The organism is Streptomyces sp. NPDC111507, from assembly GCF_055638955.1.
Genome location: NZ_JBVKBU010000002.1, coordinates 800,058 through 825,835, shown reverse-complemented (window position 1 = coordinate 825,835; position 25,778 = coordinate 800,058). Strand labels below are relative to the sequence as shown.

General features: G+C 71.0%; 20 protein-coding genes. 13 read left to right on the top strand and 7 right to left on the bottom strand.

Translation table 11 applies throughout. The features are described 5' to 3' along the window. Window positions 1-64 precede the first annotated feature (64 nt). The 4 genes from ACZ7M2_RS11180 to groL all read left to right on the top strand — a co-directional run bounded on the left by ACZ7M2_RS11180 (window position 65) and on the right by groL (window position 4,158). A complete protein-coding gene (locus tag ACZ7M2_RS11180; RefSeq protein WP_471595014.1) occupies window positions 65-994 on the top strand; it encodes a polysaccharide deacetylase family protein in 930 nt (309 codons plus the stop codon). Then, window positions 991-1,770: a polysaccharide deacetylase family protein gene (locus tag ACZ7M2_RS11175; protein WP_471595013.1), complete on the top strand. Its 780-nt coding sequence runs from the start codon at window positions 991-993 to the stop codon at window positions 1,768-1,770. The genes ACZ7M2_RS11180 and ACZ7M2_RS11175 overlap by 4 nt, the downstream gene beginning before the upstream one ends. 321 nt (window positions 1,771-2,091) lie before the next feature. Continuing rightward, the gene (gene groES / locus ACZ7M2_RS11170) at window positions 2,092-2,400 is read left to right on the top strand and encodes a co-chaperone GroES (protein ID WP_060901476.1); all 309 of its coding nucleotides are present in this window, start codon (window positions 2,092-2,094) and stop codon (window positions 2,398-2,400) included. Between the two features lie 129 nt (window positions 2,401-2,529). Next, on the top strand, window positions 2,530-4,158 hold the full coding sequence (groL, locus tag ACZ7M2_RS11165) for a chaperonin GroEL (RefSeq protein ID WP_470050610.1): 1,629 nt from the start codon (window positions 2,530-2,532) through the stop codon (window positions 4,156-4,158). A 120-nt stretch (window positions 4,159-4,278) separates the two neighbouring features. On the opposite strand, the gene ACZ7M2_RS11160 is transcribed toward groL, so the two are convergent. From ACZ7M2_RS11160 to ACZ7M2_RS11150, 3 genes are all read right to left on the bottom strand, one after another. Continuing rightward, window positions 4,279-4,986 (bottom strand): ester cyclase, encoded by a 708-nt coding sequence (locus tag ACZ7M2_RS11160; protein ID WP_352050543.1) that lies wholly within the window; start codon window positions 4,984-4,986, stop codon window positions 4,279-4,281. An 84-nt stretch (window positions 4,987-5,070) separates the two neighbouring features. Beyond that, window positions 5,071-5,844 (bottom strand): SDR family NAD(P)-dependent oxidoreductase, encoded by a 774-nt coding sequence (locus ACZ7M2_RS11155; protein ID WP_352050544.1) that lies wholly within the window; start codon window positions 5,842-5,844, stop codon window positions 5,071-5,073. 244 nt (window positions 5,845-6,088) lie between these two features. Beyond that, window positions 6,089-6,757: an MOSC domain-containing protein gene (locus tag ACZ7M2_RS11150; protein WP_471595012.1), complete on the bottom strand. Its 669-nt coding sequence runs from the start codon at window positions 6,755-6,757 to the stop codon at window positions 6,089-6,091. Window positions 6,758-6,836: 79 nt separating this feature from the next. On the opposite strand from ACZ7M2_RS11150, the gene ACZ7M2_RS11145 reads away from it, so the two are divergent. Further along, on the top strand, window positions 6,837-7,733 hold the full coding sequence (locus ACZ7M2_RS11145) for a LysR family transcriptional regulator (RefSeq protein ID WP_352050546.1): 897 nt from the start codon (window positions 6,837-6,839) through the stop codon (window positions 7,731-7,733). A gap of 86 nt (window positions 7,734-7,819) precedes the next feature. Here the strand turns inward: ACZ7M2_RS11145 and ACZ7M2_RS11140 are convergent, their stop codons facing one another. After that, window positions 7,820-8,152, bottom strand: coding sequence for a WhiB family transcriptional regulator (locus ACZ7M2_RS11140; protein ID WP_099942924.1), 333 nt, complete (start codon window positions 8,150-8,152; stop codon window positions 7,820-7,822). A gap of 389 nt (window positions 8,153-8,541) precedes the next feature. Between ACZ7M2_RS11140 and ACZ7M2_RS11135 the strand changes: the two genes are divergently transcribed. The 4 genes from ACZ7M2_RS11135 (at window position 8,542) to ACZ7M2_RS11120 (ending at window position 13,019) form a co-directional block, all read left to right on the top strand. After that, window positions 8,542-9,153 (top strand): response regulator transcription factor, encoded by a 612-nt coding sequence (locus ACZ7M2_RS11135; RefSeq protein WP_003948568.1) that lies wholly within the window; start codon window positions 8,542-8,544, stop codon window positions 9,151-9,153. Window positions 9,154-9,409: 256 nt separating this feature from the next. Continuing rightward, the gene (locus tag ACZ7M2_RS11130; RefSeq protein ID WP_060901477.1) at window positions 9,410-9,985 is read left to right on the top strand and encodes a sigma-70 family RNA polymerase sigma factor; all 576 of its coding nucleotides are present in this window, start codon (window positions 9,410-9,412) and stop codon (window positions 9,983-9,985) included. Window positions 9,986-10,262: 277 nt separating this feature from the next. After that, window positions 10,263-11,768, top strand: a complete 1,506-nt coding sequence (gene guaB / locus ACZ7M2_RS11125) for an IMP dehydrogenase (RefSeq protein WP_060901470.1) — start codon at window positions 10,263-10,265, stop codon at window positions 11,766-11,768. Window positions 11,769-11,894: 126 nt separating this feature from the next. Continuing rightward, window positions 11,895-13,019: a GuaB3 family IMP dehydrogenase-related protein gene (locus tag ACZ7M2_RS11120; protein WP_470050618.1), complete on the top strand. Its 1,125-nt coding sequence runs from the start codon at window positions 11,895-11,897 to the stop codon at window positions 13,017-13,019. Between the two features lie 82 nt (window positions 13,020-13,101). Here the strand turns inward: ACZ7M2_RS11120 and ACZ7M2_RS11115 are convergent, their stop codons facing one another. Then, window positions 13,102-13,686, bottom strand: coding sequence for a hypothetical protein (locus ACZ7M2_RS11115; protein WP_471595011.1), 585 nt, complete (start codon window positions 13,684-13,686; stop codon window positions 13,102-13,104). Window positions 13,687-13,809: 123 nt separating this feature from the next. Next, window positions 13,810-15,018, bottom strand: a complete 1,209-nt coding sequence (locus ACZ7M2_RS11110) for a nucleotide sugar dehydrogenase (RefSeq protein ID WP_471595010.1) — start codon at window positions 15,016-15,018, stop codon at window positions 13,810-13,812. 261 nt (window positions 15,019-15,279) lie between these two features. Between ACZ7M2_RS11110 and ACZ7M2_RS11105 the strand changes: the two genes are divergently transcribed. Further along, the gene (locus ACZ7M2_RS11105) at window positions 15,280-16,986 is read left to right on the top strand and encodes a glycerol-3-phosphate dehydrogenase/oxidase (RefSeq protein WP_471595009.1); all 1,707 of its coding nucleotides are present in this window, start codon (window positions 15,280-15,282) and stop codon (window positions 16,984-16,986) included. A gap of 98 nt (window positions 16,987-17,084) precedes the next feature. Here the strand turns inward: ACZ7M2_RS11105 and ACZ7M2_RS11100 are convergent, their stop codons facing one another. Next, the gene (locus ACZ7M2_RS11100) at window positions 17,085-18,248 is read right to left on the bottom strand and encodes a serine hydrolase domain-containing protein (protein WP_471595008.1); all 1,164 of its coding nucleotides are present in this window, start codon (window positions 18,246-18,248) and stop codon (window positions 17,085-17,087) included. 184 nt (window positions 18,249-18,432) lie between these two features. Here ACZ7M2_RS11100 and ACZ7M2_RS11095 point away from each other — a divergent pair, with 184 nt between their 5' ends. The 3 genes from ACZ7M2_RS11095 (at window position 18,433) to ACZ7M2_RS11085 (ending at window position 25,763) form a co-directional block, all read left to right on the top strand. Then, window positions 18,433-20,739 (top strand): serine/threonine-protein kinase, encoded by a 2,307-nt coding sequence (locus ACZ7M2_RS11095; RefSeq protein WP_471595228.1) that lies wholly within the window; start codon window positions 18,433-18,435, stop codon window positions 20,737-20,739. Window positions 20,740-20,964: 225 nt separating this feature from the next. After that, complete coding sequence (locus ACZ7M2_RS11090) at window positions 20,965-23,850, top strand: protein kinase domain-containing protein (RefSeq protein WP_471595007.1); 2,886 nt, start codon at window positions 20,965-20,967, stop codon at window positions 23,848-23,850. 164 nt (window positions 23,851-24,014) lie between these two features. Then, window positions 24,015-25,763, top strand: coding sequence for a serine/threonine-protein kinase (locus tag ACZ7M2_RS11085; RefSeq protein ID WP_471595227.1), 1,749 nt, complete (start codon window positions 24,015-24,017; stop codon window positions 25,761-25,763). Window positions 25,764-25,778 lie beyond the last annotated feature (15 nt).

Sequence of the window (25,778 nt, the reverse complement as noted above, 5' to 3'; positions counted from 1 at the left end):
CGGTGCGCCCCCGGTCGCGGTGTCGGAGCCCTGGACGGGCGGTGGCCTGCGAGGATCCGACACCATGCGATCAGTACGACAAAAGTACAAAAATAACGCAAAGAGGGCGCGCGTATGGGGCGGAGTGGCCGTCCTCGCCGTCGCCGCCCTCGCGTCCGGTTGCGCCGACGACGACACCAACGGCGCCCGTCCCGTCGAGGGACCCCAGCAGGCGCTGCACGCGCCCCCGGCCCGCGCCCTCGACTCCTACGCCGCCAGACTCCGTGCGCAGCAGGCCGCCCGGGCCGTCGCGGCCAGGCACTGGGGGCTCGCGAAGGTCCCGCTCGCCGCACCGCCGGCCCCGGCGAGGAAGCCGGTCATCGGACCCCGCGACGGCTTCGAGGTCACCGATCAGGAAGAGCTCGGCCTGCCGCCGGTCTTCACGACCGTCCCCACCAAGGACAAGGTCGTCTTCCTCACCATCGACGACGGCTCCGAGAAGGACCCGGCGTTCCTCAGGATGATGAGCGACCTGAAGATCCCCTACACCGCCTTCCTGAGCAACTACCTGGTCAAGGACGACTACGGGTACTTCCGGAAGATGCGCGACCGGGGCGTCACCCTCAACAACCACACCCTCACCCACCCCTACCTGCCGGGGCTGTCGTACGAGGAGCAGCGCCACGAGATCTGCGGCATGCAGGACATCATGGAGAAGCAGTTCGGCAAGCGTCCGAAGGTCTTCAGGCCGCCCTACGGCAACTACAACCGGGACACCCTGCGTGCCGCCAAGTCCTGCGGCATCAAGTACGCGCCCATCTGGGACGAGGAGGTCTTCGTCGACCACTGGGAGTACCGCGACTGGGACCGCGACCTGCACCCCGGCGACATCGTCCTCACCCACTTCCGCGGCAGGGAGGACTGGGACGGCACCATGCCCGACATGATCCGCCGCTTCCTGAAGCTGGTCACCGACAAGGGGTACGCGGTGGCACGGCTGGAGGACTACCTGTGAGAACGCGGGCGCTGGTCGCGGGGGCGCTCACCGCGGCGCTCCTGACCGGCTGCACCGGCTGTGCCCAGTCCGTCGACCCGATCGAACGGCTGGGCAAGAAGGCCGCACAGGAGGTGCGCAGGTCCCGGCCGAACGGGCCGACCCCGTCGACGTACCGGCACTGGGGGCTGCCCACCCCGCTCGCCGCCGCGCCGCGGCGGCCCGCCCGGCCCGCCCTCCGCGGCGCGGCGCCGGGGCTGGCCCCCGTCGTGGACCGCGTACCCACCCGCGACAAGGTGGTCTTCCTGACGTACGACGACGGTGCCGAGCGTGATCCGCGGTTCGTCGACATGGTCCGTGACCTGCGGCTTCCGGTCAGCATGTTTCTCACGGACAGTGTCGTCGGGCCGGGGTACGGGCACTTCGCCCAACTGCGGACGGTCGGCGCGAGCGTGCAGAACCACACCCTCCATCACGCCTCGCTGCGCGGACTGCCGTACGCGGGTCAACGGGCCGAGATCTGCGGCCAGCAGGAGAAGCTCAAGGCTCGCTTCGGCGTCCGCCCCCGGCTCTTCCGTCCGCCCTACGGCACCTACGACACCACCACGCTGCGCGTCGCCGCCGACTGCGGGGTCGCGGCCGTCGTCCTCGGCCGGGAGCCCGACGCCCGCCGCCTGCGACGGGGTGACATCCTCTCCGGTTTCGAGGAGCCCAACCTCACGGAGGCGACGGTCAGACTCCTGCGACGCATCCAGGCGGAGGGCCTCACACCGGCGCGTCTTGAGAACTACCTCTGACCATTCGGCTCGGGGGGGGCATCAATCAGCCCGTCCGGCGTTTGAGGACGAGGCCGGCCAGGCCGATAAAGGGGGGTCTGGGGGCGCAGCCCCCAGGGGTGCGCCGACACGCACGCCGGGTGCCCAAAACCCCACGCCACGCCGGAGGCTTTGGCACTCCGCTTGACCGAGTGCTAATCGCGGTCATAGTCTCGGCCCTGGCACTCCCCCCTGGAGAGTGCCAATAGCGACGGGCAGGTCCGGCACCCGCGACGACGGATCCACCTGGTCGCCACCTCAGACAGTTAACCCCGTGAGATCTCCGAAGGGGGAGGTCGGATCGTGACGACCACCAGCTCCAAGGTTGCCATCAAGCCGCTCGAGGACCGTGTTGTGGTCCAGCCGCTGGACGCCGAGCAGACCACGGCTTCCGGCCTGGTCATCCCGGACACCGCGAAGGAGAAGCCCCAGGAGGGCGTCGTCCTCGCTGTGGGCCCGGGCCGCTTCGAGAACGGCGAGCGCCTGCCGCTCGACGTCAGCACCGGCGACATCGTGCTGTACAGCAAGTACGGCGGCACCGAGGTGAAGTACAACGGCGAGGAGTACCTCGTCCTCTCGGCTCGCGACGTGCTCGCGATCATCGAGAAGTAGTTCACCGAGCTTCACCGTTTCACCCAGTTTTGCAGTGAACTGCGCCCCTGGCCCCCGCGACCATCACCAGCCGGGCGTCGGGGGCGCGGTTCGTTCACCCCAGTTTTCCGAGAGGGCTGAATCGCTCCCATGGCGAAGATCCTGAAGTTCGACGAGGACGCCCGTCGCGCCCTCGAGCGCGGCGTCAACAAGCTTGCCGACACGGTCAAGGTGACGATCGGCCCCAAGGGCCGCAACGTCGTCATCGACAAGAAGTTCGGCGCACCCACCATCACCAACGACGGTGTCACCATCGCCCGCGAGGTCGAGCTCGACGACCCGTACGAGAACCTCGGCGCCCAGCTGGTGAAGGAGGTGGCGACCAAGACCAACGACATCGCGGGTGACGGTACGACCACCGCCACCGTGCTGGCCCAGGCGCTCGTCCGCGAGGGCCTGAAGAACGTCGCCGCGGGTGCCTCCCCGGCGCTGCTGAAGAAGGGCATCGACGCGGCCGTCAAGGCGGTCTCGGACGAGCTCCTCGCCACCGCGCGCCCGATCGACGAGAAGTCCGACATCGCCGCCGTCGCCGCGCTGTCCGCCCAGGACCCGCAGGTCGGCGAGCTCATCGCCGAGGCGATGGACAAGGTCGGCAAGGACGGTGTCATCACCGTCGAGGAGTCCAACACCTTCGGCCTGGAGCTCGACTTCACCGAGGGCATGGCCTTCGACAAGGGCTACCTGTCGCCGTACATGGTGTCCGACCAGGAGCGTATGGAGGCCGTCCTCGACGACCCGTACATCCTCATCCACCAGGGCAAGATCAGCTCCATCCAGGACCTGCTGCCGCTGCTGGAGAAGGTCATCCAGTCCAACGCCTCCCGGCCGCTGCTGATCATCGCCGAGGACGTCGAGGGCGAGGCCCTGTCGACCCTGGTCGTGAACAAGATCCGCGGCACGTTCAACGCCGTCGCCGTGAAGGCCCCCGGCTTCGGTGACCGCCGCAAGGCCATGCTCGGCGACATCGCCACCCTCACCGGTGGTCAGGTCATCGCCGAGGAGGTCGGCCTCAAGCTCGACCAGGTCGGTCTGGACGTGCTGGGCACCGCCCGCCGCGTGACCGTCACCAAGGACGACACCACCATCGTCGACGGTGGCGGCAACTCCGAGGAGGTCGTCGGCCGGGTCAACCAGATCAAGGCCGAGATCGAGAACACCGACTCCGACTGGGACCGCGAGAAGCTCCAGGAGCGCCTCGCGAAGCTGGCCGGCGGCGTGTGCGTGATCAAGGTCGGCGCCGCCACCGAGGTCGAGCTCAAGGAGAAGAAGCACCGTCTGGAGGACGCCATCTCCGCGACCCGCGCCGCGGTCGAGGAGGGCATCGTCTCCGGTGGTGGCTCCGCGCTCGTCCACGCCGTGAAGATCCTCGAGGGCAACCTCGACAAGACCGGCGACGAGGCCACGGGTGTCGCGGTCGTCCGCCGCGCCGCCGTGGAGCCGCTGCGCTGGATCGCCGAGAACGCCGGCCTCGAGGGTTACGTCATCACCTCCAAGGTCGCCGAGCTCGACAAGGGCCAGGGCTTCAACGCGGCCACCGGAGAGTACGGCGACCTGGTCAAGTCCGGTGTCATCGACCCGGTCAAGGTCACCCGCTCCGCCCTGGAGAACGCCGCCTCCATCGCCTCCCTGCTCCTCACGACCGAGACCCTGGTCGTCGAGAAGCCGGCCGAGGAGGAGGCCGACGCCGGTCACGGCCACGGCCACGGGCACTCCCACTGAGTCTCGTACTCCCGAAGAAGCCCCCGTTCCGCACGGAACGGGGGCTTCTCCCGTACCCGGCACTACCGACCACCGACTACCGACTGTTCGACGGCCGACTCCGCGCCACCGACCACCGCACTACTGCTCCAGCGCGTCCAGCGCCCCCAGCTGAGCCAACAGCCCCAGCCGGTCGTACTGCCACCAGCCCTCGGCGATCTTCCCGTCCTCCTGACAGCGGAAGACGGTCGTGCCGGTCATGGTGACCTGCTTCCCCGTCGCCGGGATCCCCATGAAGTCGCCTTTGTGGGTGCCGTTCCAGGCCCACCGGGTGCAGACCCGGTCGCCCTGGGTGAGCTGGTCCTCGACGGTGAACGTGAAGTCGAAACCGCCGCGCCACATCTCGATCTCGCGCCGCATCGCGTCGAGGCCGATGGTGTCCTGCTCGTTGGCGGGATCGTGGTCGTGGTAGCTCTCCACCATCAGGCCGTTGAGCGGCGGCAGTTCACCCAGGCCGGCCAACGTCTCGAAGAACCTGCGGATGTTGGCCGCGAACAACTGCTCGTCCCGGACCACGTCCAGGTCGGTGAACGTCGGCAGCCCGTCGCAGAGCGCCACCATCTCCTGGAAGACCCTGTCGGTCTCGGGGAGGTTCGAGTTCCGCATCGCCTCCTCGAACGAGGGGAACTCCACGATCTCTATGAAGTGGGTCGCGTCGGAGCGGTCCTTGCCGATCACACTGTGCGTCGCGGTCCGCTTGCCCCTGGTCTTCTCGACCCATGTGTCCATCAGCTGGTTCATCTCGTCGAACCGGCTGGTCCTGCAATCGATGAGCTGTACGAATGTCATGGCGTCGCCTCCGGCCCCCTGGGTCCGGTTGAACACCCTCAGTTTCCCACCGGAGGGACGACACCACCCACTGCGCGGTGGCCCTTACTGGGGGCCGTACTTCCGGCCCGTCTTCGACGTCACCCCGCCCAGCAGTCCTCGCGGCGCCACCTTCACCAGGCCCATCAGCGCCTTGTAGCGGGGGTCGGGGACGGACAGCGACTTGCCGCGGGCCAGGTCCGCGAGCGCCGCCGCGACCAGCTTGTCCGCATCCAGCCACATCCAGTTCGGGATGTTGTCCGTGCCCATCCCGGCCCGCTGGTGGAACTCGGTGCGGACGAAGCCGGGGGCCAGCGCCATCAGCCGTACGCCGGTGCCCGCCAGATCCCGCGCCGCGCCCTGCGTGAACTGCACGACCCACGCCTTGGACGCCCCGTACGTACCCCGCGGCACGAACGCGGCCACCGACGCGACGTTGACGACTCCGCCCCGGCCGCGCTCCCGCATGCCCTCGGTCGCCGCCGACGTCAACCGCAGCACCGCCTCGCAGTGCACCTTGAGCATCGTCAGCTCGTCGGCCATCGACACCTCGAGATAGCGGCCCTTGTTGCCGAAGCCCGCGTTGTTGATCAGCAGGTCGACCGGGTTCTTGCGGTCGGAGAGGCGGGCGGCCACTGCCTCGATGCCCCCGTCCGTCGCCAGGTCGGCGGTCAGCACCTCCGCCTCGATGCCGTGCCGGTCGTGCAGTTCGGTCGCCTGCTCGCCCAGCCGCTTGGTGTCGCGCGCCACCAGCACGAGGTTGTGCCCGTCAGCCGCCAGCCGCCGCGCGAAGGCGGCGCCGATGCCCGCGGTCGATCCCGTAATCAGAGCCGTTGTCATGGCCCAAGGCTAGTGACCTGACCAGACCCACCGCGCCCCCGCCACCCAACGCCCGAGCTTGCTCCACGAGTCCCTCGCACACTCCGGACGCCCCCGCCCCGCGCCCCGCTCCGAGCGGCTGAGCGGGTCGGGCGAAGTCCGCTGCGGTTCGGCGGCGCCCTGAAGGGGCGCGGGGAACTGCGCGACCGGCCACGATGGAGCCGCAGACGATCGACGGCACCTCCCCGCACTTCCAGCGGAGCGCTTAGTCGCTGTGCCGTGCCACGTACTTCTCCGCCATCTCCAGCAACTCGGGGTGCAGCGCGTCGCCCGCGGCCAACACCCTTGGCAGCAGCGTCCGTTCGGTCGTCCCGGCGCGGAAGGCGAGGGCGACCGTCACCTCGTGGTCGGGCCGGTGCACGACCTCGATCGGGTCGCCCGCCCGGATCTCGCCCGGCTCGATCACCCGCAGATAGGCGCCGGGCGCCCCCTTCTGGGTGAACCGCTTCACCCAGCGCTGCTCACCGACGTGCTCCTGGAACGTACGGCAGGGGATGCGCCCGCAGGTGACTTCGAGGACCACCTCGGAGCCGACGCGCCAGCGCTCGCCGATCCGCGCGCCGGACACGTCGAGCCCCTGGGTCGTCAGGTTCTCGCCGAACGCGCCGCTCGCCAGCGGCCGGCCGAGCTCGCGCCCCCAGCCGTCGAGGTCCTCGCGGGCGACCGCGTACACCGCCTGGTCGTTCCCGCCGTGATGGCGCAGGTCGCACACCGCGTCCCCGGCGAGGCCGCTCGCGCCGACCCCCTTGGGCCCGGGTGCCGCCACCCGCACCGGCCCGTCCACCGGTCGCTTGTCGATGCCGGTCACGCCCTCGGGCTGGTCCGTGTACGGGACGGCCCGAGGGCGGCCGATGTTCAAGGACAGAAGCTTCATGACAGCACGCTAGGCGATGAGAACCAAAGCAGCGACGCGATATTCGCCGCCGCACCCAAGGCTCACTTATGCTCGAGAGGTGATCGAGGCCCGTCATCTCCGTGTTCTGCGCGCCGTCGCCGCCACCGGCTCCTTCTCGGCGGCGGGGCGTGAACTGGGCTGCACCCAGCCCGCCGTCAGCCAGCAGATGAAGGCGCTCGAATCGTCCGTCGGCACCCCGCTGCTCGTCCGCACCGGCCGCGAGATGCGCCTCACCCAGGCGGGCGAGGCGCTGGTCCGGCACGCGGCGGGCATCATCGCGGGCCTGACCGCGGCCGAGGAGGAGGTCGCCGCGATCGCGGGCCTGCGCGCGGGCCGGGTCCGGCTCGTCTCCTTCCCCAGCGGCAGTTCCACGCTCGTCCCCACGGCCCTCGCCGCGCTGCGCGCCGCGCATCCCGGCACCCGGGTCTCCCTGGAGGAGGCCGAGCCGCCGGAGTCCGTCGAGAAGCTCCGGGCCGGGGACTGCGACCTCGCCCTCGCGTTCCGCTACGAGGGAGCCGCGGGTGCCGAGGAGTGGGACGACCTGGTCGTACGGCCCCTGCTGCGGGACCGGCTCGTCGGGCTGGTCCCCGAGAAGCACCGGCTCGCGCGGGCCGGTTCGGTCGCGATCGCCGAACTCGCCGGGGAGCCCTGGATCGCGGGCTGCCCGCGCTGCCGCGGACAACTGGTGGAGGTCTGCCGCGCCGCGGGCTTCGTGCCCCGCATCGACTTCGCCACCGACGACTACCCGGCCGTGGTCGGGCTGGTCGGAGCGGGCCTCGGGGTCGCGGTCCTGCCAGAGCTCGCGATCGAGTCCGTACGCCCCAAGGGTGCACGCACCGTGACGGTGGAGCCGCCGGTGCGGCGCGAGATCGTCGCGCTCACCCTGCCGGACCTGGCACAGGTGCCGGCGGTGGCGGCGACGCTCGACCAACTGGCGCGGGCCGCGAGCCGCTGACGTCGCCCAAAAGCGGCTGACGCCATCAAAAAGCATGGGCACGCGTGCGCGTGCCCGACGGTGGACCAAAAAGCAGAAACGTTCCTTCAGTTGTTCGAAGCGGGATCGCCGCTCCCGGTGGTCGACGCCACCACCAGCCGGTTGCGCGCCCGCCCCATGAGTTCCTCGCGCTCATCCTCGGTCAGGCCGCCCCATACGCCGTACGGTTCGCGCACCGCCAGGGCGTGTGCCGCGCACTGGGCGCGTACCGGGCATCGCATGCAGACCTCTTTGGCCGAGTTCTCGCGAGCGCTCCGTGCCGCACCGCGCTCGCCCTCCGGGTGGAAGAAGAGCGAGCTGTCGACCCCGCGGCAGGCCGCGAGGAGCTGCCAGTCCCAGAGGTCCGCGTTCGGACCGGGAAGGCGGGAGAAATCTGCCATTGCTTGTCCCCTTGTTGCCGTTCTGGGCTGCTCTGTGCCCACCGACCGTACATCTACGATCTAAGGAGATGAAAATATGACTCATTGCGAATCTAGCCGCAGACACCAGCAAAGGGGAAGAAAACAGGCTGAATGGGGCATAGGTTGTGATGAAACGTTGAGGGTCCGTTGCGCATGTCTGCCTCGTGTCCGCGCCCTCACGTAGAGTGCCGAAGGCGACCGACTGCCCCGTAACTCTTTCGAGTGACCATCGTTGAGAGGGCGGAGGCGGTTGAAGGAACAAGCGCTCGGGCAGACGGCAGTTCCGTCGGCGAGTGTCGACCGCACAGATGACGATTCGTACCAGCCTGGAGGCTCAAGGTGACGCGCATCAGCTGCGGAGGGCGGCCATGACATCCGTCCTCGTCTGCGACGACTCCCCGCTTGCCCGAGAGGCGCTCCGCCGAGCGGTGGCGACCGTGCCCGGCGTCGAGCGCGTGACGACGGCAGCCAACGGCGAGGAAGTCCTCCGCCGCTGGGGTGCCGACCGCTCGGACCTGATTCTGATGGACGTACGCATGCCCGGACTGGGTGGCGTCGAGACCGTCCGGCGGCTGCTGTCCGCCGACCCCGGTGCGCGCATCATCATGCTCACCGTGGCCGAGGACCTGGACGGTGTGGCGCTCGCCGTCGCCGCCGGGGCCCGCGGCTATCTGCACAAGGACGCCTCCCGCGCCGAGCTGCGCGCGACCGTGACCCAGGCGCTCGCCGATCCCACCTGGCGGCTCGCCCCGCGCAGACTGCGGTCGGCCGAGATGGGCGCGGCGCCGACGCTCACGGCGCGTGAGATCCAGGTGCTGGAAGGCATGAGCCACGGTCGCTCCAACGCCGAGATCGGCCGCGAGCTGTTCCTCTCCGAGGACACCGTGAAGACGCACGCCCGGCGGCTGTTCAAAAAGCTCGGCGCCTCGGACCGCGCGCACGCCGTGGCGCTTGGTTTCCGGTGGGGTCTGGTCCGTTAGGTGAGCCGTCGCGGGGGTACGACGCACCCCGCCCACCTCAGGGTGGGCGGGGCCGACAACAGCGCCCGCCGAGTGCCCGCTGCTCGTTTCGCCGCGGATGCCGCATGCTTGAGGTGTGGAGTTCCTCGGGGACGAGTCGGTCGAGCGGAAGGGGAGGGCGCAGGAGATGAGTTCCGGCGCACCTGCTCATAACGCTTCGGTGCACAACTATGGACGCGGTGCCACGGACAAGACGACGCCGAGGCACCATGGACCGATGCGCGACGACGAGACGACGGTGATCGGTGCGCTCGTCCATCGCGCGGTCGACGGCGACGAGCAGGCCACGCACGACCTGCTCGCGCATGTACATCCCTTGGCGTTGCGCTACTGCCGCACCCGCCTCTCCCGGCTTCCGGGCGACGCGCGGCACTTCGTCGAGGACCTGGCCCAGGAGGTCTGCGTAGCGGTGCTCCTCGCACTGCCGCGCTACAAGGACACCGGGCGCCCCTTCGAGGCGTTCGTCTTCGCCATCGCCGCGCACAAGGTCGCCGACCTGCAGCGCGCCGCGATGCGCCACCCCGGTTCGACGGCGGTTCCCTCGGACGAGATGCCCGAGCGCCCCGACGACTCCCTCGGCCCGGAGGAGCGCGCTCTCCTCAGCAGTGACGCCGAGTGGGCCAAGAAACTCCTGGCCAACCTCCCCGAGAACCAGCGCGAGCTGCTTCTGCTGCGCATCGCGGTGGGCCTCACGGCCGAGGAGACGGGCCAGATGTTGGGAATGTCACCGGGCGCCGTTCGGGTGGCCCAGCACCGCGCACTGAGCCGGTTGCGGGCGCTGGCGGAGCAGTAGGCGCGTCTCAGGGGCCTTTGACACCCGGGACCTCTGGGGGCGCGTCGGCCGGCGCGACGGGTCCGCCCTCCCAAGGGGCGGACCGGTTTTTTCCCGGGCGTGGGGTGCGCGTCGTTCTCCCGCGGGGACCGGGCCCCGGCCCACAACTGAACGGCATCGCCACCCCGCCCGTACGAACCTACGAAGCCCGAGGGTGATCCGAACCGTGGAATGGGAGCCCCCCGCTTCCCGTTAGCATGGACATCCGCACCGATCAAGGCCATTTGGGGAAGGTGTCATGACTGCCAACGTCGACGGAGTGCCCGCCAAATTCGCGACACTCGGGCTGACCTACGACGACGTGCTGCTGCTGCCGGGCGCCTCAGAGGTGCTGCCCAACGCGGTCGACACCTCGTCGCGTATCTCCCGCAACGTACGTGTGAACATCCCGCTGCTCTCCGCGGCGATGGACAAGGTGACCGAGTCGCGCATGGCGATCGCCATGGCCCGGCAGGGAGGCGTCGGTGTACTGCACCGCAACCTCTCCATCGAGGACCAGGTCAACCAGGTCGACCTGGTGAAGCGCTCCGAGTCCGGCATGGTCACCGACCCGATCACGGTGCACCCGGACGCGACGCTGGCCGAGGCCGACGCGCTGTGTGCCAAGTTCCGCATCAGCGGAGTCCCGGTCACCGACGGTGGCGGCAAGCTGCTCGGAATCGTCACCAACCGTGACATGGCCTTCGAGACCGACCGTTCGCGCCAGGTGCGCGAGGTCATGACGCCGATGCCCCTGGTCACCGGCAAGGTCGGCATCTCCGGTACCGACGCCATGGAACTGCTGCGCCGCCACAAGATCGAGAAGCTTCCGCTGGTCGACGACGCGGGCGTCCTCAAGGGCCTCATCACGGTCAAGGACTTCGTGAAGGCCGAGAAGTACCCGAACGCCGCGAAGGACGCCGAGGGCCGGCTGCTGGTGGGTGCCGCCGTCGGCGCCAGCCCCGAGGCACTGGAGCGCGCTCAGGCGCTGGCCGAGGCAGGGGTGGACTTCCTGATCGTCGACACCTCGCACGGGCACAACAGCAACGCGCTCAACTGGATGGCGAAGATCAAGTCGAGCGTGCACGTCGACGTGATCGGCGGCAACGTCGCCACCCGTGACGGTGCTCAGGCCCTGATCGACGCCGGTGTCGACGGCGTCAAGGTGGGCGTGGGCCCCGGCTCGATCTGTACCACCCGTGTGGTCGCCGGCATCGGCGTCCCGCAGGTCACCGCCATCTACGAAGCGGCCCTCGCGGCCCGTGCCGCGGGTGTCCCGGTGATCGGCGACGGCGGTCTGCAGTACTCCGGCGACATCGGCAAGGCGCTGGCCGCCGGTGCTGACACGGTGATGCTCGGCAGCCTCCTGGCGGGCTGTGAGGAGTCGCCCGGCGAGCTGCTCTTCATCAACGGCAAGCAGTTCAAGTCCTACCGCGGCATGGGCTCCCTCGGCGCCATGCAGTCCCGGGGCCAGGGCAGGTCGTACTCGAAGGACCGCTACTTCCAGGCGGACGTGGCCTCCGACGACAAGCTCGTGCCCGAGGGCATCGAGGGACAGGTGCCCTACCGCGGCCCGCTGGCCAACGTGCTGCACCAGCTCGTCGGCGGTCTGCGCCAGACCATGGGGTACGTGGGCGCCGCCACCATCGACGAGATGGAGTCCAAGGGCCGGTTCGTCCGGATCACCTCGGCGGGTCTCAAGGAGAGCCACCCGCACGACATCCAGATGACGGTCGAGGCGCCGAACTACAGCCGTAACGACTAGCCGTACCTGTACTGACGACCAGCCGTACAGGTACGTGAGGGCGGTCCCGGAGGTTCCGGGGCCGCCCTTGTCGTGGGTGTCGGGGATACTGGGAGGCGCAGAAGCGAAGAGGGAAAGGCCACACACGTGACTGAGATCGAGATCGGGCGCGGCAAGCGCGGCCGCCGGGCGTACGCCTTCGACGACATCGCCGTCGTCCCGAGCCGCCGTACGCGAGACCCGAAGGAGGTCTCGATCGCCTGGCAGATCGACGCCTACCGCTTCGAGCTGCCGTTCCTGGCAGCCCCGATGGACTCGGTCGTCTCCCCGGCCACCGCGATCCGCATCGGCGAGCTCGGCGGCCTGGGCGTACTGAACCTCGAAGGCCTGTGGACGCGGTACGAGGACCCGCAGCCGCTGCTCGACGAGATCGCCGAGCTGGACGCGGAGACCGCGACCCGCCGCCTCCAGGAGATCTACGCCGCTCCCATCAAGGAGGAGCTGATCGGGCAGCGCATCAAGGAGGTGCGCGACTCGGGTGTCGTCACCGCGGCCGCCCTGTCGCCGCAGCGCACGGCCCAGTTCTCCAAGGCCGTCGTCGACGCGGGCGTGGACATCTTCGTCATCCGCGGTACGACGGTCTCCGCGGAGCACGTCTCCGGTGCCGCCGAACCGCTGAACCTGAAGCAGTTCATCTACGAGCTCGACGTCCCCGTGATCGTCGGCGGCTGCGCCACGTACACGGCGGCGCTGCACCTGATGCGCACGGGTGCCGCCGGTGTCCTGGTCGGCTTCGGCGGCGGCGCCGCGCACACCACGCGCAACGTGCTGGGCATCCAGGTCCCGATGGCGACCGCCGTCGCCGACGTGGCCGCGGCCCGCCGCGACTACATGGACGAGTCCGGCGGCCGCTATGTGCACGTGATCGCGGACGGCGGTGTCGGCTGGTCCGGCGACCTCCCCAAGGCGATCGCCTGCGGCGCCGACTCGGTGATGATGGGCTCCCCGCTGGCCCGCGCCACGGACGCGCCCGGCAGGGGCCACCACTGGGGCATGGAAGCGGTCAACGAGGAGCTGCCGCGCGGCAAGAAGGTCGACCTCGGCACCGTCGGGACCATCGAGGAGATCCTCACCGGGCCCTCGCACATCCCCGACGGCTCCATGAACATCTTCGGCGCCCTCCGCCGCGCCATGGCCACCACCGGTTACAGCGAGCTCAAGGAGTTCCAGCGAGTCGAGGTGACGGTCGCGGACTCGCAGCACAAGCGCTAGCGGCAGCGGTACGCCGGCTCGTACGACGCCGAAGGGCCCGTCCACCATGAGGTGGGCGGGCCCTCGCGCATGCCGGGCGGGGTTACTGACCGGCCTTCTTGGCGCCGGAGAAGGCCGCGTACGCGGCGATGGCGAAGAAGAGGAAGGTCAGCGGGTCGGCCGTGGCCTTCCAGGCTTCCTGGACCACGTCGAAGTGGTGGAAGAAGATCTCGTTGAAGCCAACGCCGACCTCCTTGGCGCCGATCATGGCCTCGCCGACCAGCTGGCCGAGGTAGACCGAGGCCACCGAAAGGATCAGGCTGGCGATCGGCAGGATCGGGTTGCGTCCGCCGACGCGGCCCGCGGCGAGGCCGATCAGGAAGCCGACGCCGACGGCCGCCCAGCCGATCTCGTGCTTGGTGAGGCCGATGACGACTCCGTAGACGCCCGCCGCGACCAGGGCGGCACCGACGGCGGCCGCGAGGCCGAGCCCGAGCGAGTCGCGCACCGGCGCGGCCGGGGCGACAGGGGCCATCGGGAAGCCCGGCTGGGGTGCGCCTTGCGGGGCACCCTGCTGCGGGAACCCGGCCTGGGCGGCGTCCTGCTGCGGCGCGGGCGGCTGGCCCGGCTGGCCGGCGTACGGGTTGTCGACCGGTGGACCGGACGGCGGCGGAGACGACTGACTCATGCGGTTCCCCCCAGGGATGTGAGCGCACACCTGGGAGCGCCCGGGACGCGGGCGCACTGGTGTGCGAGAGCTGACGCACAGTAGCAGTCGGCAGTGACATCCCGTCCAGGGGTTTCGCCGGGGTCAGAGTCGGTGCGCGGCTCCGGTCGGGATCGCTCCCCGGGTGTCCAGCAGGAGCTGGGCCTTAACGGAGAGCCCCTGCAGGTCGTACGTGCGGTGCTGCTGGAGCAGGATTGTGAGGTCGGCGTCGGCGGCGGCCTCGTAGAGGGAGTCGGCGCGTGGCACGGGGCGGCCGAGGACGTTCCAGGCCGGGACGTGCGGGTCGTGGTAGCTGACGGACGCGCCGAGTTCCATCAGCCGCAGGGCGATCTCGCGGGCGGGCGAGTTCTGTTGGTCGGCGAGGTCGGGCTTGTAGGTGACGCCGAGGAGGAGCACGCGTGCGGCGCGGGCCGACTTCCCGTGCTCGTTGAGGAGCGTGGCGGCGCGCTGGATGACGTACTGCGGCATGTGGCTGTTGACCTGCTGGGCCAGTTCGACCATCCGGAGGGTGCGGCCCGAGTGGCCCGTGAGGTCCTGGGCGATGCCGTGGCCGCCGACGCCGGGTCCCGGCCGGAACGCCTGGAATCCGAACGGTTTGGTCTCGGCGCAGCGGATGACGTCCCACAGGTCGACGTTCAGATCGTGGCAGAGCACGGCCATCTCGTTGACCAGGGCGATGTTGACGTGCCGGTAGTTGGTCTCCAGGAGCTGCACGGTCTCCGCCTCGCGGGGGCCACGCGCGCGTACGACCTTGTCGGTGAGGCGCCCGTAGAAGGCGGCGGCCGACTCGGTGCAGGCGGAGGTGAGGCCGCCGATGACCTTGGGGGTGTTGGCGGGGGTGAAGTCGCGGTTGCCGGGATCGACGCGGCTGGGCGAGTACGCGAGGTGGAAGTCGCGCCCCGCGCGCAGGCCCGAGCCCTCTTCGAGGAGCGGGCGCAGCAAGTCCTCGGTCGTGCCGGGGTGGACCGGCGACTCCAGGATCACGGTGGTGTGCGGGCGCAGCCGTTCGGCCAGGGTGCGGGCGGCCGAGGCGACTTGGCCGAGGTCGGGGGTGCCGTCCGGGCCGGGTGGGGTCGGGGCGCAGATGACGGCGGTGCGGACGCGGCCGAGTTCGGCGGGGTTGGTGGTCGGCCGGAAGCCCCCCGAGAGCATCCGGCGCAGTTCGGCCGGGGTGAGTGAACCGCCCTCCGGCCCGGTCTTGTAGCCGAGTGTGGGGATGCCGGCGGCGACGGCGGCCTGGGCCAGGGGCAGGCCGAGATGTCCGAGTCCGATGACGGCGAGATCTGCGGGCATGGCGTGGGCCGTCCTTCCCAGTAACCGAAGCGGGACAGGTGCGCAAGCCCTGTGGACAGAACGGGCGAGCGCAATGTCAGACTAGGAGTAAATATGACCGATTTACGGTATTGGGTGGGCGAGTTTCCGGGAGTGTTGTCCACAGGCTGGGGGCGCGTGGTGGCCGATGACGGACATCGCGGTCAGACTTTGGGGCAGGGGGACGTGAGCCGGGCGTCGCCGGACAGGTGCGGCCAGCGCGACAGACAGCGGGAGGCAGCGGTGAGGACAGCGAAACTGGGGCCGGCGGAGCGCGCCGAGTCCCTGGCGGGAATGGCCGAGCGTGAGCTGGATGTGCTGGTGGTGGGCGCGGGCGTGGTCGGCGCGGGGACGGCGCTCGACGCCGTGACACGCGGCCTGTCCACGGGCCTGGTCGAGGCGCGCGACTGGGCGTCGGGCACCTCCAGCAGGTCCAGCAAGCTGATCCACGGCGGACTGCGCTATCTCGAGATGCTCGACTTCGCCCTCGTGCGCGAGGCACTGAAGGAGCGTGGACTCCTGCTGGAGCGCCTCGCACCGCACCTGGTGAAACCGGTGCCCTTCCTCTACCCGCTCCAGCACAAGGGCTGGGAGCGGCTGTACGCGGGATCGGGCGTCGCGCTGTACGACGCCATGTCGATGACGAGCGGACATGGACGCGGACTGCCCACCCACCGCCATCTGACGCGCGGCCACGCCCTGCGCATAGCACCCGCATTGAAGAAGGACGCGCTGGTCGGCGCGTTGCAGTACTACGACGCGCAGGTGGACGACGCCCGCTATGTGGCCACGTTGGTGCGCACGGCGGCGGCGTACGGCGCGAAGGTCGCCAACCGCGCCCGCGTGACCGGATTCCTGCGCGAGGGCGAGCGCGTGGTCGGCGCCAGGGTGCAGGACGTCGAGGGCGGCGGGGAGTACGAGATCCACGCCAGGCAGATCGTCAACGCCACGGGCGTGTGGACCGACGACACCCAGGCCATGGTGGGCGAGAGAGGCCAGTTCCACGTACGGGCCTCCAAGGGCATCCACTTGGTCGTGCCGAAGGACCGGATCAACGCCGCGACGGGTCTGATCCTGCGCACGGAGAAGTCCGTCCTCTTCGTGATCCCCTGGGGGCGGCACTGGATCATCGGCACCACGGACACCGACTGGAACCTCGACAAGGCCCACCCCGCGGCCTCCAGCGCCGACATCGACTATCTGCTGGAGCATGTGAACTCGGTGCTCTCGGTGCCCCTGACCCGCGACGACGTGGAGGGTGTGTACGCGGGACTGCGGCCGCTGCTCGCGGGCGAGTCGGACGCCACCAGCAAGCTCTCGCGCGAGCACACCGTGGCCCATCCGGTGCCGGGACTGGTGGTCGTGGCGGGCGGCAAGTACACGACCTATCGGGTGATGGCCAAGGACGCGGTCGACGAGGCGGTGCACGGCCTGGACCAGCGGGTCGCCGAATGCGTCACCGAGGACGTCCCGCTGCTCGGGGCCGAGGGGTACCGGGCGCTGTGGAACGCGCGGGCGCGCATCGCGCAGCGCACCGGACTCCATGTGGTCCGCGTGGAGCATCTGCTGAACCGGTTCGGAGTGCTGGCCGAGGAGATATTCGAGCTCATCGCAGCCAACCCCGCGCTGGGCGAACCCCTTCCGGCCGCCGAGGACTACCTCAAGGCCGAGATCGTCTACGCCGCCTCGCACGAGGGCGCGCGGCACCTGGACGACGTGCTGACCCGGCGCACCCGTATCTCCATCGAGACCTTCGACCGCGGTACGCGCAGCGCCCGCGAGGCCGCCGAGCTGATGGCGCCGGTCCTCGGCTGGGACAAGGACCAGATCGAGCGCGAGGTGGAGCACTACGAGAAGCGGGTCGAGGCCGAGCGGGAGTCCCAGCGCCAGCCGGACGACCAGACGGCGGACGCGGCGCGGCTGGGGGCGCCGGACATCGTGCCGCGCTGATCGGGCCCCGCTGCCCATGAGGGCCTGCCGGGGAGTTCCCGTGCATGTCACTCGAACGGGTGTCGTGAGCTGGGATCTTTGCTCGAAACCCGGTCGTTCTACTGGGTGCGGGGGCAGAACTCGGCGGCGAGCAGGTCGGGTTCGAGGTCCGGATCCTGGATCTCGTCCGTGTTCACCCGGAAGGTGAGGACACGGCGGCCGTCGACGGTGGCCGCGGTGCGCACGTAGCTGCCGGAGATATGGCCGTCGTGCCCCCACACCGTGGTGCCGCACGACAGCTTCACCGGATACAGACCCATGCCGTACAGGCCTTGTGCGGTGCGGGTGTCGAGCATCTCGTGCAGTTGGCGGGACGGGAGCAGGTCGCCCGCGAGCAGGGCCGCGTAGAAGCGGTTCAGGTCGGCGAGCGTGGTGACCAGTTCACCCGCCGCGCCGGCGACGCGCGGATCGAGGGCGGTCACGTCGGTGCCGTCGGCGGAGTAGGCGCGGCCGTGCGGGGAGGGCAGCGAGGTGCGGGCGCCGGGGAAAGAGGTGCCTGTCAGACGAAGGGGGCTGATGATGCGGCGCTCGGCCTCGGTGGCGTACGAGTGGCCGGTGACCTGGCGGATGACCATGCCGAGCAGGACGTAGTTGGTGTTCGAGTAGGCGAAGCGGCCGCGGGCGGCCGGGGGGTGGGTGAGTGCGATGCGGACGGCCTGGAGCGGGGTGAGGGGGACGGTGCCCTTGGTGTCGTCGGTGAAGTTGTACAGGCCACTGGTGTGGGTGAGCAGGGAGCGCAGGGTCAGACGCCGGCCGTCGTTGCCCGCGCCGCGCACCAGACCCGGAAGGTGAGCGTCCAGGGGGTCGGACAGGGACAGTCGGTGCGCGGCGGCGAGTTGCAGCACCACGGTCGCGATGAACGTCTTGGTGATGCTGCCCGCGCGGAAGTGGTCGCCGCGGGCGATGCCCTCGCCGGCGCGGGCGAAGCGTGCGCCGGAGGCGTCGCCGGCCAGCAGCGCGGCGGCGGGAGCCTTGCCGCGGGTGATGAGAAGGGGGAGCAGACGGCGGAGGGCACGGGTGGCGCTCGTTGCCGGGGCGGCGGCGGGGGAGTGTGAGCCCGTCGGGGCCGCGGACCTGGGGGTGTGACGGGCGGCCGAGCGTGTGGTGGAGTGGGAAGGGCCGGCGGTCGGCATCAGGCGCGGCAGGCCGATCGGAGCCAGGAACAGGACGGCCAGAGACACGGGTATGACCAGGAGTGTCCGAGGTGTCCGGGGCGCAGGCATCGGCGTTCCTTCCTTGTTGCGGCACATCATGGGGGACGGACCTGTGCGCACGAGCAGGTGGTCCGCAGGTGAGGGGCGTGCCGGTCGCCGGAGGCTTGTCGGCCGAAGGGCCCCCTGGGCGCTGAGCGCTTGTCGGGTGAGGGACAATGAAGGCTCTGTCAGGGCGGGTTGCATGAGGGGACGCATGTCGGAGGCGGAGCGGGCGGGAGCATCCCGTCAGGACAAGAGCGAACGTCTCCTCGCCGGGCGCTACCGGCTGGGAGATGTTCTCGGCCGCGGCGGCATGGGCACGGTGTGGCGGGCCCAGGACGAAACGCTGGGCCGCACGGTCGCCGTCAAGGAACTGCGGTTCCCGTCGAGCATCGACGACGACGAGAAGCGGCGGCTGATCACGCGCACCCTGCGTGAGGCCAAGGCGATCGCGCGGATTCGCAACAACGGCGCGGTGACGGTCTTCGACGTGGTCGACGAGGACAACCGGCCGTGGATCGTGATGGAGCTCGTCGAGGGCAAGTCGCTCGCCGAGGTCATCCGCGAGGACGGCCTGCTCACGCCGAAGCGCGCCGCCGAGGTGGGGCTCGCGATACTCGACGTGCTGCGTTCCGCGCACCGCGAGGGCATCCTGCACCGCGATGTGAAGCCGTCGAACGTGCTGATCTCCGTCGACGGCCGGGTCGTGCTGACCGACTTCGGTATCGCGCAGGTCGAGGGCGACCCGTCCATCACCTCGACCGGCATGCTCGTGGGCGCGCCCTCGTACATCTCGCCGGAGCGGGCGCGCGGGCACAAGCCCGGCCCCGCGGCCGACCTGTGGTCGCTGGGCGGGCTGTTGTACGCGTCGGTCGAGGGCGTGCCGCCGTACGACAAGGGTTCCGCGATCGCGACGCTCACCGCGGTGATGACCGAGCCGGTGGAGCAGCCGAAGAACGCGGGCCCGCTGGAGAACGTGATTTACGGGCTGCTCGTGAAGGACCCCGCGCAGCGGCTCGACAACGAACGCGCCCGGGCGATGCTCAGCGAGGTGATCTACGCCCCCGAGCCCAAGAAGACCGTGCCGGAGCCGGCGGACGCGACGAAGGTCGTGGCGCTGCCGCCGGTGCCGGACGAGGGCCGGGGCAAGAAGGGTTCGGGCGGCTCGGGCGGCTCGGGCGACTCGGGCGGTTCCGGGGCCAAGCGCGGTGAGGAGGCCGGGGAGCGGCTGCGCGGGGCGCTGCGTTCCGTGCGGAAGGCCGCCTCGGTCGCCGGTGCGGCCACGGCGGCGGCCACCGCTGCGGCGGCGGCCCGTGCGAAGTCCGGCGCTGCGGGCGGGACGGGCAGCGCGGGCGGTGCGGGCGGTTCCGGCGGTACCGCGGCTTCCGGTTCGGTGGGAGTGGAGGGGGCGGCTCAGGCCGCTCCGAAGGCTCCGGCGGCTCCGCCGGCGCCGCCGCGCGTGGACGTGTCGAAGCCCGCCGCGGCTGCGGGGAAGCCGGGGAAGTCCGGGACGGTCACGCCCGGTCAGGGTGGCAAGGCGGCGGAGGGCTCCCCGAAGCCGGGCGTGCGTGACGGCGCGCCAGTGGGCTCGCCCTCTGGTCCCGTCGACTCGAAGGGGGCTCTCGGCTCGGCGGGTTCGGGGGGTTCCGGTTCGGCCGGTCCGACCGGCGACGCCAGGCCGGCCTCCGGGTGGCCCGTGGCGCCCGAGCGGCCGCCGCGGCCCGTGCCGCGGGCACCGCTCACCGATGTGGTGCCACGGCGGACCCTGATGATCATCGCGGTGGTCGTGGCGCTCGCCGTGATCGGCACCGTGCTGGCCCTGACCCTCGGTGGCGGTGACGACAGCGGGGCGAAGAACGGCAAGAGCGGTGACACCAAGGCGGCCGCGTCCCACGGGGTGACCGCGGGCAGCGGCGGCAAGGGCGCGACCAGCGGCTCTCACACCGACAGCGGCGACAAGACGGACGGTGCCACCGGGTCGGCCGGGGACGGGAGTTCGGGCAGTACACCGAACACCGACGCGTCGGGCAGCGCCACCGCCACGAACGGGACGAGCGGCGACGGCAAGGAGTCGGGCTCCTCGGGCTCCACCGCCGTGTCGACGTACAAGGGCAGCCAGGGGTTCAAGATCGGGCTGCCCAAGGGGTGGAAGTACCAGTCGACGGATGACGCGGGAGCCCGCTTCACCGGTCCCGACGGGCAGAAGCTCCTCGTCGGCTGGACGACCACGCCCAAGAGCGACCCCGTGGCGGACTGGAAGAACCAAGAGGGGTACATGGTGCGCTCGCAGTACAAGCGGGTGCGCATAGAGCAGGTGGACTACCGCGGTTGGAACACGGCCGACTGGGAGTTCACCTATCAGGACGGTGGCACGAAGTACCGGTCGATCGACCGCGGGTTCGTCGTGAATGATCATCTCGGGTACGGGCTGATGTACACGGCGAAGGCATCCGACTGGGACAGCGAGCTGCGCAAGGACACGTGGAAGACACTGACGACGACGTTCCAGCCGAAGTCGTGAGACATGGGCCCGACCCCACGTCGTGAGGCGCGTGCCCATGCCGTGAGGTTCGGGCCGGTTCGCCCGGGGTGTCTGTTGTAGGGGTCGGTCACGGGGCGGTGACATCTCGCATCCCGACATTGCGGGTTGCCTCCGGCACGTATCGTGAGTGGTTGCGGACCGTACGAAGCCGTAACGGGACGCGAGGCGAACGGAATTGACCACCGGGCGGCCGGGGGAGGCATCGTGGACGACTATGCGGGACGGGTACTCGCCGACCGTTACCGCCTGCCGCTGCCGCCCTCCGACGAGTACGAACTCGCCGAGAGCCGGGCCTTCGACACCTACAGCGGTCAGGAAGTCCTCGTCCGGCAGGTGCCGTTGCCGGAGGTCGTCGAGGCGGAGATGCTCGACGCGGACGGGCTGCCCGAGGGGTTCGTGGCGCGGGACGGCGGGGTGCGGCGCGCCTCCGCACGGACCACGCGCAGGCCCACCGAACCCGCCGTACGACGGGCGATCGAGGCGGCGCAGGCCGCCGCGCAGATTCCCGACCATCCTCGGCTGGACCAGGTCTTCGACGTGTTCGCCGAAGGCGGGTCGTTGTGGATAGTGAGTGAGCTGGTGCCCGCGCGGTCGCTGGCCGCGCTGCTCGCCGAGAAGCCGCTGAGCCCCTATCGGGCGGCCGAGGTCGCCGCCGACGTCGTCACCGCGCTGCGGGTGCTGCACGCGCACGGATGGGTCCACCGCAACATCACCGTGCGCACGGTGCTCGTCTGCGACGACGGCCGGGTGATGCTGACCGGCCTGGCCGCCGGCGCCGCGGAGGAGGCACTGTGCGGGTACGACCCGGTGCCGGTACAGGACTTCGAGGGTCTCGGGGGTGAGGGAGGCGTCGGCGTCGGTTCACCCCACGCGGGGCCCGGTGCGGATTCACGAGCGGGTACGGGCGCCGGTGTCCCGCGTGGCGCGGCGGGTGCGCGCGGTGCCGCGCCTGGTGGAGTGGCCGGAGGACTGCCGGGCGGAGGAGCCGGTGGTGCCTCCGGCGGGGGTCCCGGAGCCTCGTTCGGCGCGGTGGTCGCCAGTGCGCAGGGGGCCGACGCCGAGGCCGCGCGGCGGGCCGCGATCGAGGCGCGGGCCGAGAACACCACTCCCGTGGGAGAGCCGCCCGTCGACGGCGGAGCGGCCCTGGCGCGCAGGGCTCTGGAGGCCGGAGGCGACGCCCGGGCGGCCCGGGCCGGAGCCATCGCCGCGTACCGGGCCGGAGCCCGGGCCGCGGCCCGGGTGCACGAGCAGCAGCGGGGCGGTCCGGCGGCACTGCCCGGGCCCCGTCCCGCCCCGCCGGCCGACGGCTCCGCGCCGGGGACCCAGGGTTCCGGGCAGGGTGTGGAGCAGCGGCCCGAGACCCCGCCCCCCGGTCAGATCGCCGACCCGTACGGCGTCGGTGTCGGACGCGCGGGCGCGTGGCCCGGCGCGCAGCCCCGCCCCGGAAGCGGCCCCGGCACCGGTACCGCCCCTGGCGTCAACGGCCCCGGATTCGGTGGCCCCGGCCCCGGTCCCGGTCCCGGTGGCAATGGCGGACAGGGGCGCCCGGCGCTCCCCGGCCCCGCGACCGGTCATGGAAGCGGCCACAGCGGCACCCCGGTTCCCCCAGGAACCCAGGGCCCCCACGGCGCTCAGAGCCACGGCATCCAGAGCCACGGCGCCCAGAACCACGGTCTCCAGAGCCACGGCACCCCCGCCCTTGTGCCCGGACAGCAGTCCACCTCCGCCCCGACGCCCAACGGCCGCTGGGACGAGCTGGTCGCCGGTGCGCCCCCGCGGCGCGGTCCCGCCACCGCGCTCGCCGCGGAGCGGGCCCGGCAGGCGCGGATGGCCGTCGTCGGTCCGGTGACCGAGCGATGGGCGCCGGAGCAGGCGGGGCCGGTGCACGAGAACTGGCAGTTGGCGGCGCCGATCGGCCCCCAGACCGATCTGTGGGCGCTGGGCGCCCTGCTCTTCCGAGCCGTGCAGGGGCACGCGCCCTACCCGGAGGACAACACCGCGGAGCTGGTGCAGCTGGTGTGCGCGGAGCCGCCCGCGTTCGCCGAGGAATGCGGGCCACTGCGGCCTGTCGTGGAGTCACTGCTGCGTCAGGACCCCACCGAGCGGCTGGACTTCGAGGAGCTGAGCGGCTGGCTGCGCTCGCTGGTGCGGTCCGCGCCGGAGCCCGAGGCGGGCGCGCACGTCGTCGCGGCACCGCCCGTCGACCCCAGCCGGCTGCCGATCGTACGGCGCAGGGGCGAGCTCGTCCGCAGGCGCCGGGCCGGACTGCCCGCGACCAGCGCGCACGCCCGCCACAAGCGCGCGAAGCCCGACCGGCAGGCGAGGCCGGCCAGGTCGACGGAGACGGCCAAGCCCCGCAAGCTGGGCCGGAACCTGCTCCTGCTGGTCCTGCTCCTGCTGGTCGCGGCGGTCGCCTACGCGATGGTCTTCATGCCGAAGAAGACCGACCCGAACAGCGACGCGAACGGCGAACGGACCGGCTCCGCGGGCCAGGTGAGCCCGGCACCCGGGAACACCGCGGGTGCGGACGGCAGCGCCAGCAGCCAGCCGCGTCCCGACCAGACCTCTCCCGGCACGGACACGAACCCCTCGGGCGGCGCCAGTTCGACGACCTCGCAGTCCAACGACCCAGCGGTCGGCCAGGGCTTCACCCTGCGCAAGGACTCCGAGGGCTTCCAGGTCGCCGTGGCCAACGGCTGGAACCGCACGCCCAAGAACGGTCGCGGCCAGGTGGTCTACTCCCAGGGCGACTTCGAGCTGATCGTCGTACCCGGACGGGACAGCACCAGCAAGTACGGCGGCGATCCACTGACGTACCAGCGCGAGACCGAGAGCGAGTTGCAGCCGTTCCGCGACTCGACGTGGGCCACGTCCAGCGGGATGCGGCGGATCGACGTAGGCGGACGGACCATGGCCGAGGGGCAGTTCACCTGGCAGAACTCCGCGGGGCAGTCGCTGTACGTCCGCAATCTCGCGATCATCGTCGGCGGCCACTACCACGTGGTGCAGGTGCGTGGCCCAGAGGCCGAACGGGACGAGGTCACGAGGCTGTACGAGCAGGCGTCGGCGACCTACCAAGTCACCGGCTGAGCAATTCCCGTAGTCATGAACCGCTGAACGCCGAATGGTTCCCTCCCGTACACGGAAGGGAGAACCGTCACAGTGCGGTCTCCGTACGACCCCGCCGGTTCCCTGTGCGGGGACCGCTCTTTAGTCTGACCCTGTCAATACCATTGCGGGGAAACGTGAATCAGATGCAGGGCCTGCTCCTCGCGGGCCGCTACCGACTTGTCGAATCCATCGGCAGCGGTGGCATGGGCCGCGTGTGGCGCGCGCACGACGAGGTGCTGCACCGTGCCGTCGCGATCAAGGAGCTGACGGCAGCGCTGTATGTGACGGAGAGCGACCGGGCCGTGCTGTTGGCGCGCACCCACGCCGAGGCGCGGGCCGCCGCCCGGATCAACCACTCGGCCGTTGTCACCGTGCACGACGTCCTGGATCACGACAACCGGCCCTGGATCGTCATGGAGCTGGTCGAGGGCAACTCACTGGCCGACGAGGTCAAGGACAAGGGGCGCGTCGAACCGACCGAGGCGGCGCGGATCGGGCTGTGGGTGCTGCGCGCCCTGCGCGCCGCGCACTCCGCCGGCGTGCTGCACCGTGACGTGAAGCCCGGGAACGTACTGCTGTCCTCCGACCGACGGGTGCTGCTCACCGACTTCGGGATCGCGCAGGTCGAGGGCGACACGACCATCACGCGTACCGGCGAGATCGTCGGCTCGGTCGACTATCTGGCACCCGAGCGGGTGCGCGGGCACGACCCCGGGCCGTCCGCCGACCTGTGGGCGCTCGGCGCGACGCTGTACACGGCGGTGGAGGGGCGGTCGCCGTTCCGGCGGACCTCGCCGCTGACCACCATGCAGGCCGTGGTCGACGAGGAGCCCGCGCCGCCCCAGCACGCCGGTCCGCTCGGGCCCGTCATCACCGCGCTGCTCAACAAGGACCCGGCTGTGCGTCCCGGTGCGGAGGAGGCCGAGCAGATGCTCGCCGAGGCCGCGGAGGGGCGCCGGCCGAGTGCGGCGCAGGCGTATGTGCCGACGCAGCGGCACGCGGACACGAGCACCATGGGGATGGGCGCGCAGCCGGTGGCGCCCTACGGGACGGTGCCCCAGGGGACGGGATCGCACGGCGCCGCGCCCCACGGACCGGGGGCGCACGAGACGGCGTCGCACGGGTCCGTGGCCCACGGGTCGGGCGCGCACGGGGCGACTCCGACGCTTCATGCGCCGGCACCCGGGCCGCTGGGCGAGGGCACCGGCACCGGGGGCGCGTCCGGGAGACGGCGCCGCGGTCGTACGATCGCCCTCGTCGTCGTACTCGCCGCCCTGATCGGCGGTGGCGGCGCCGTGGCCATGCACTATGTGAACGGCGCAGGGACCGACGGCACCCGCAATAGTGCCTCGCCCGGCACCGCGCATCCCGGCACCACCAAGCCCGGGAGCACCCCGAGCGCGACTTCGGGCACCCAGGAGCCGTCCGGCGCCGTGCCCGACACCTGGGTGCAGCGGGACGACGTCGAGGGCTTCACCATCTCCCTGCCCGACAAGACCTGGCAGCGGCAGGCCAACGGCAACCAGGTCGACTACACGCCCGACGGCGGCAAGCACTTCGTCCGCATCGCCATCGACGACTCGCCGGACTTCCCCACCCCGTACGCACACCAGCAGGACCTGGAGGAGCAGTTGACCAAGCTGGTCGACTACCGCCGGGTGAAACTGCAGTCCAACACGTTCCGCGACTGTCCGGGCTCCCTGTGGGACTTCACCTGGACCGCGCTGCCGAAGCAGACGCCGTTCCCCGGCGAGCGGCGGGCGATCGAGCAGACGTACCTCAGCCGCGAGGGTGTCGAGTACGCGATCTACGTGTCCTCGCCCGCCGCGGACTGGGACACGGCGCGCCGGCAGTTCGACGTGATTCTCCGCAGTTGGCTCCCCAAGACCTGACGGGCCGGACGGACA

Coding starts and splice junctions, on each gene's coding strand:
- ACZ7M2_RS11180 (WP_471595014.1), top strand. CDS start 65: ATGCGATCAGTACGACAAAAGTACAAAAATAACGCAAAGAGGGCGCGC.
- groL (WP_470050610.1), top strand. CDS start 2,530: ATGGCGAAGATCCTGAAGTTCGACGAGGACGCCCGTCGCGCCCTCGAG.
- ACZ7M2_RS11160 (WP_352050543.1), bottom strand. CDS start 4,986: ATGACATTCGTACAGCTCATCGATTGCAGGACCAGCCGGTTCGACGAG.
- ACZ7M2_RS11155 (WP_352050544.1), bottom strand. CDS start 5,844: ATGACAACGGCTCTGATTACGGGATCGACCGCGGGCATCGGCGCCGCC.
- ACZ7M2_RS11150 (WP_471595012.1), bottom strand. CDS start 6,757: ATGAAGCTTCTGTCCTTGAACATCGGCCGCCCTCGGGCCGTCCCGTAC.
- ACZ7M2_RS11140 (WP_099942924.1), bottom strand. CDS start 8,152: ATGGCAGATTTCTCCCGCCTTCCCGGTCCGAACGCGGACCTCTGGGAC.
- ACZ7M2_RS11135 (WP_003948568.1), top strand. CDS start 8,542: ATGACATCCGTCCTCGTCTGCGACGACTCCCCGCTTGCCCGAGAGGCG.
- ACZ7M2_RS11130 (WP_060901477.1), top strand. CDS start 9,410: ATGCGCGACGACGAGACGACGGTGATCGGTGCGCTCGTCCATCGCGCG.
- guaB (WP_060901470.1), top strand. CDS start 10,263: ATGACTGCCAACGTCGACGGAGTGCCCGCCAAATTCGCGACACTCGGG.
- ACZ7M2_RS11115 (WP_471595011.1), bottom strand. CDS start 13,686: ATGAGTCAGTCGTCTCCGCCGCCGTCCGGTCCACCGGTCGACAACCCG.
- ACZ7M2_RS11110 (WP_471595010.1), bottom strand. CDS start 15,018: ATGCCCGCAGATCTCGCCGTCATCGGACTCGGACATCTCGGCCTGCCC.
- ACZ7M2_RS11100 (WP_471595008.1), bottom strand. CDS start 18,248: ATGCCTGCGCCCCGGACACCTCGGACACTCCTGGTCATACCCGTGTCT.
- ACZ7M2_RS11095 (WP_471595228.1), top strand. CDS start 18,433: ATGTCGGAGGCGGAGCGGGCGGGAGCATCCCGTCAGGACAAGAGCGAA.
- ACZ7M2_RS11085 (WP_471595227.1), top strand. CDS start 24,015: ATGCAGGGCCTGCTCCTCGCGGGCCGCTACCGACTTGTCGAATCCATC.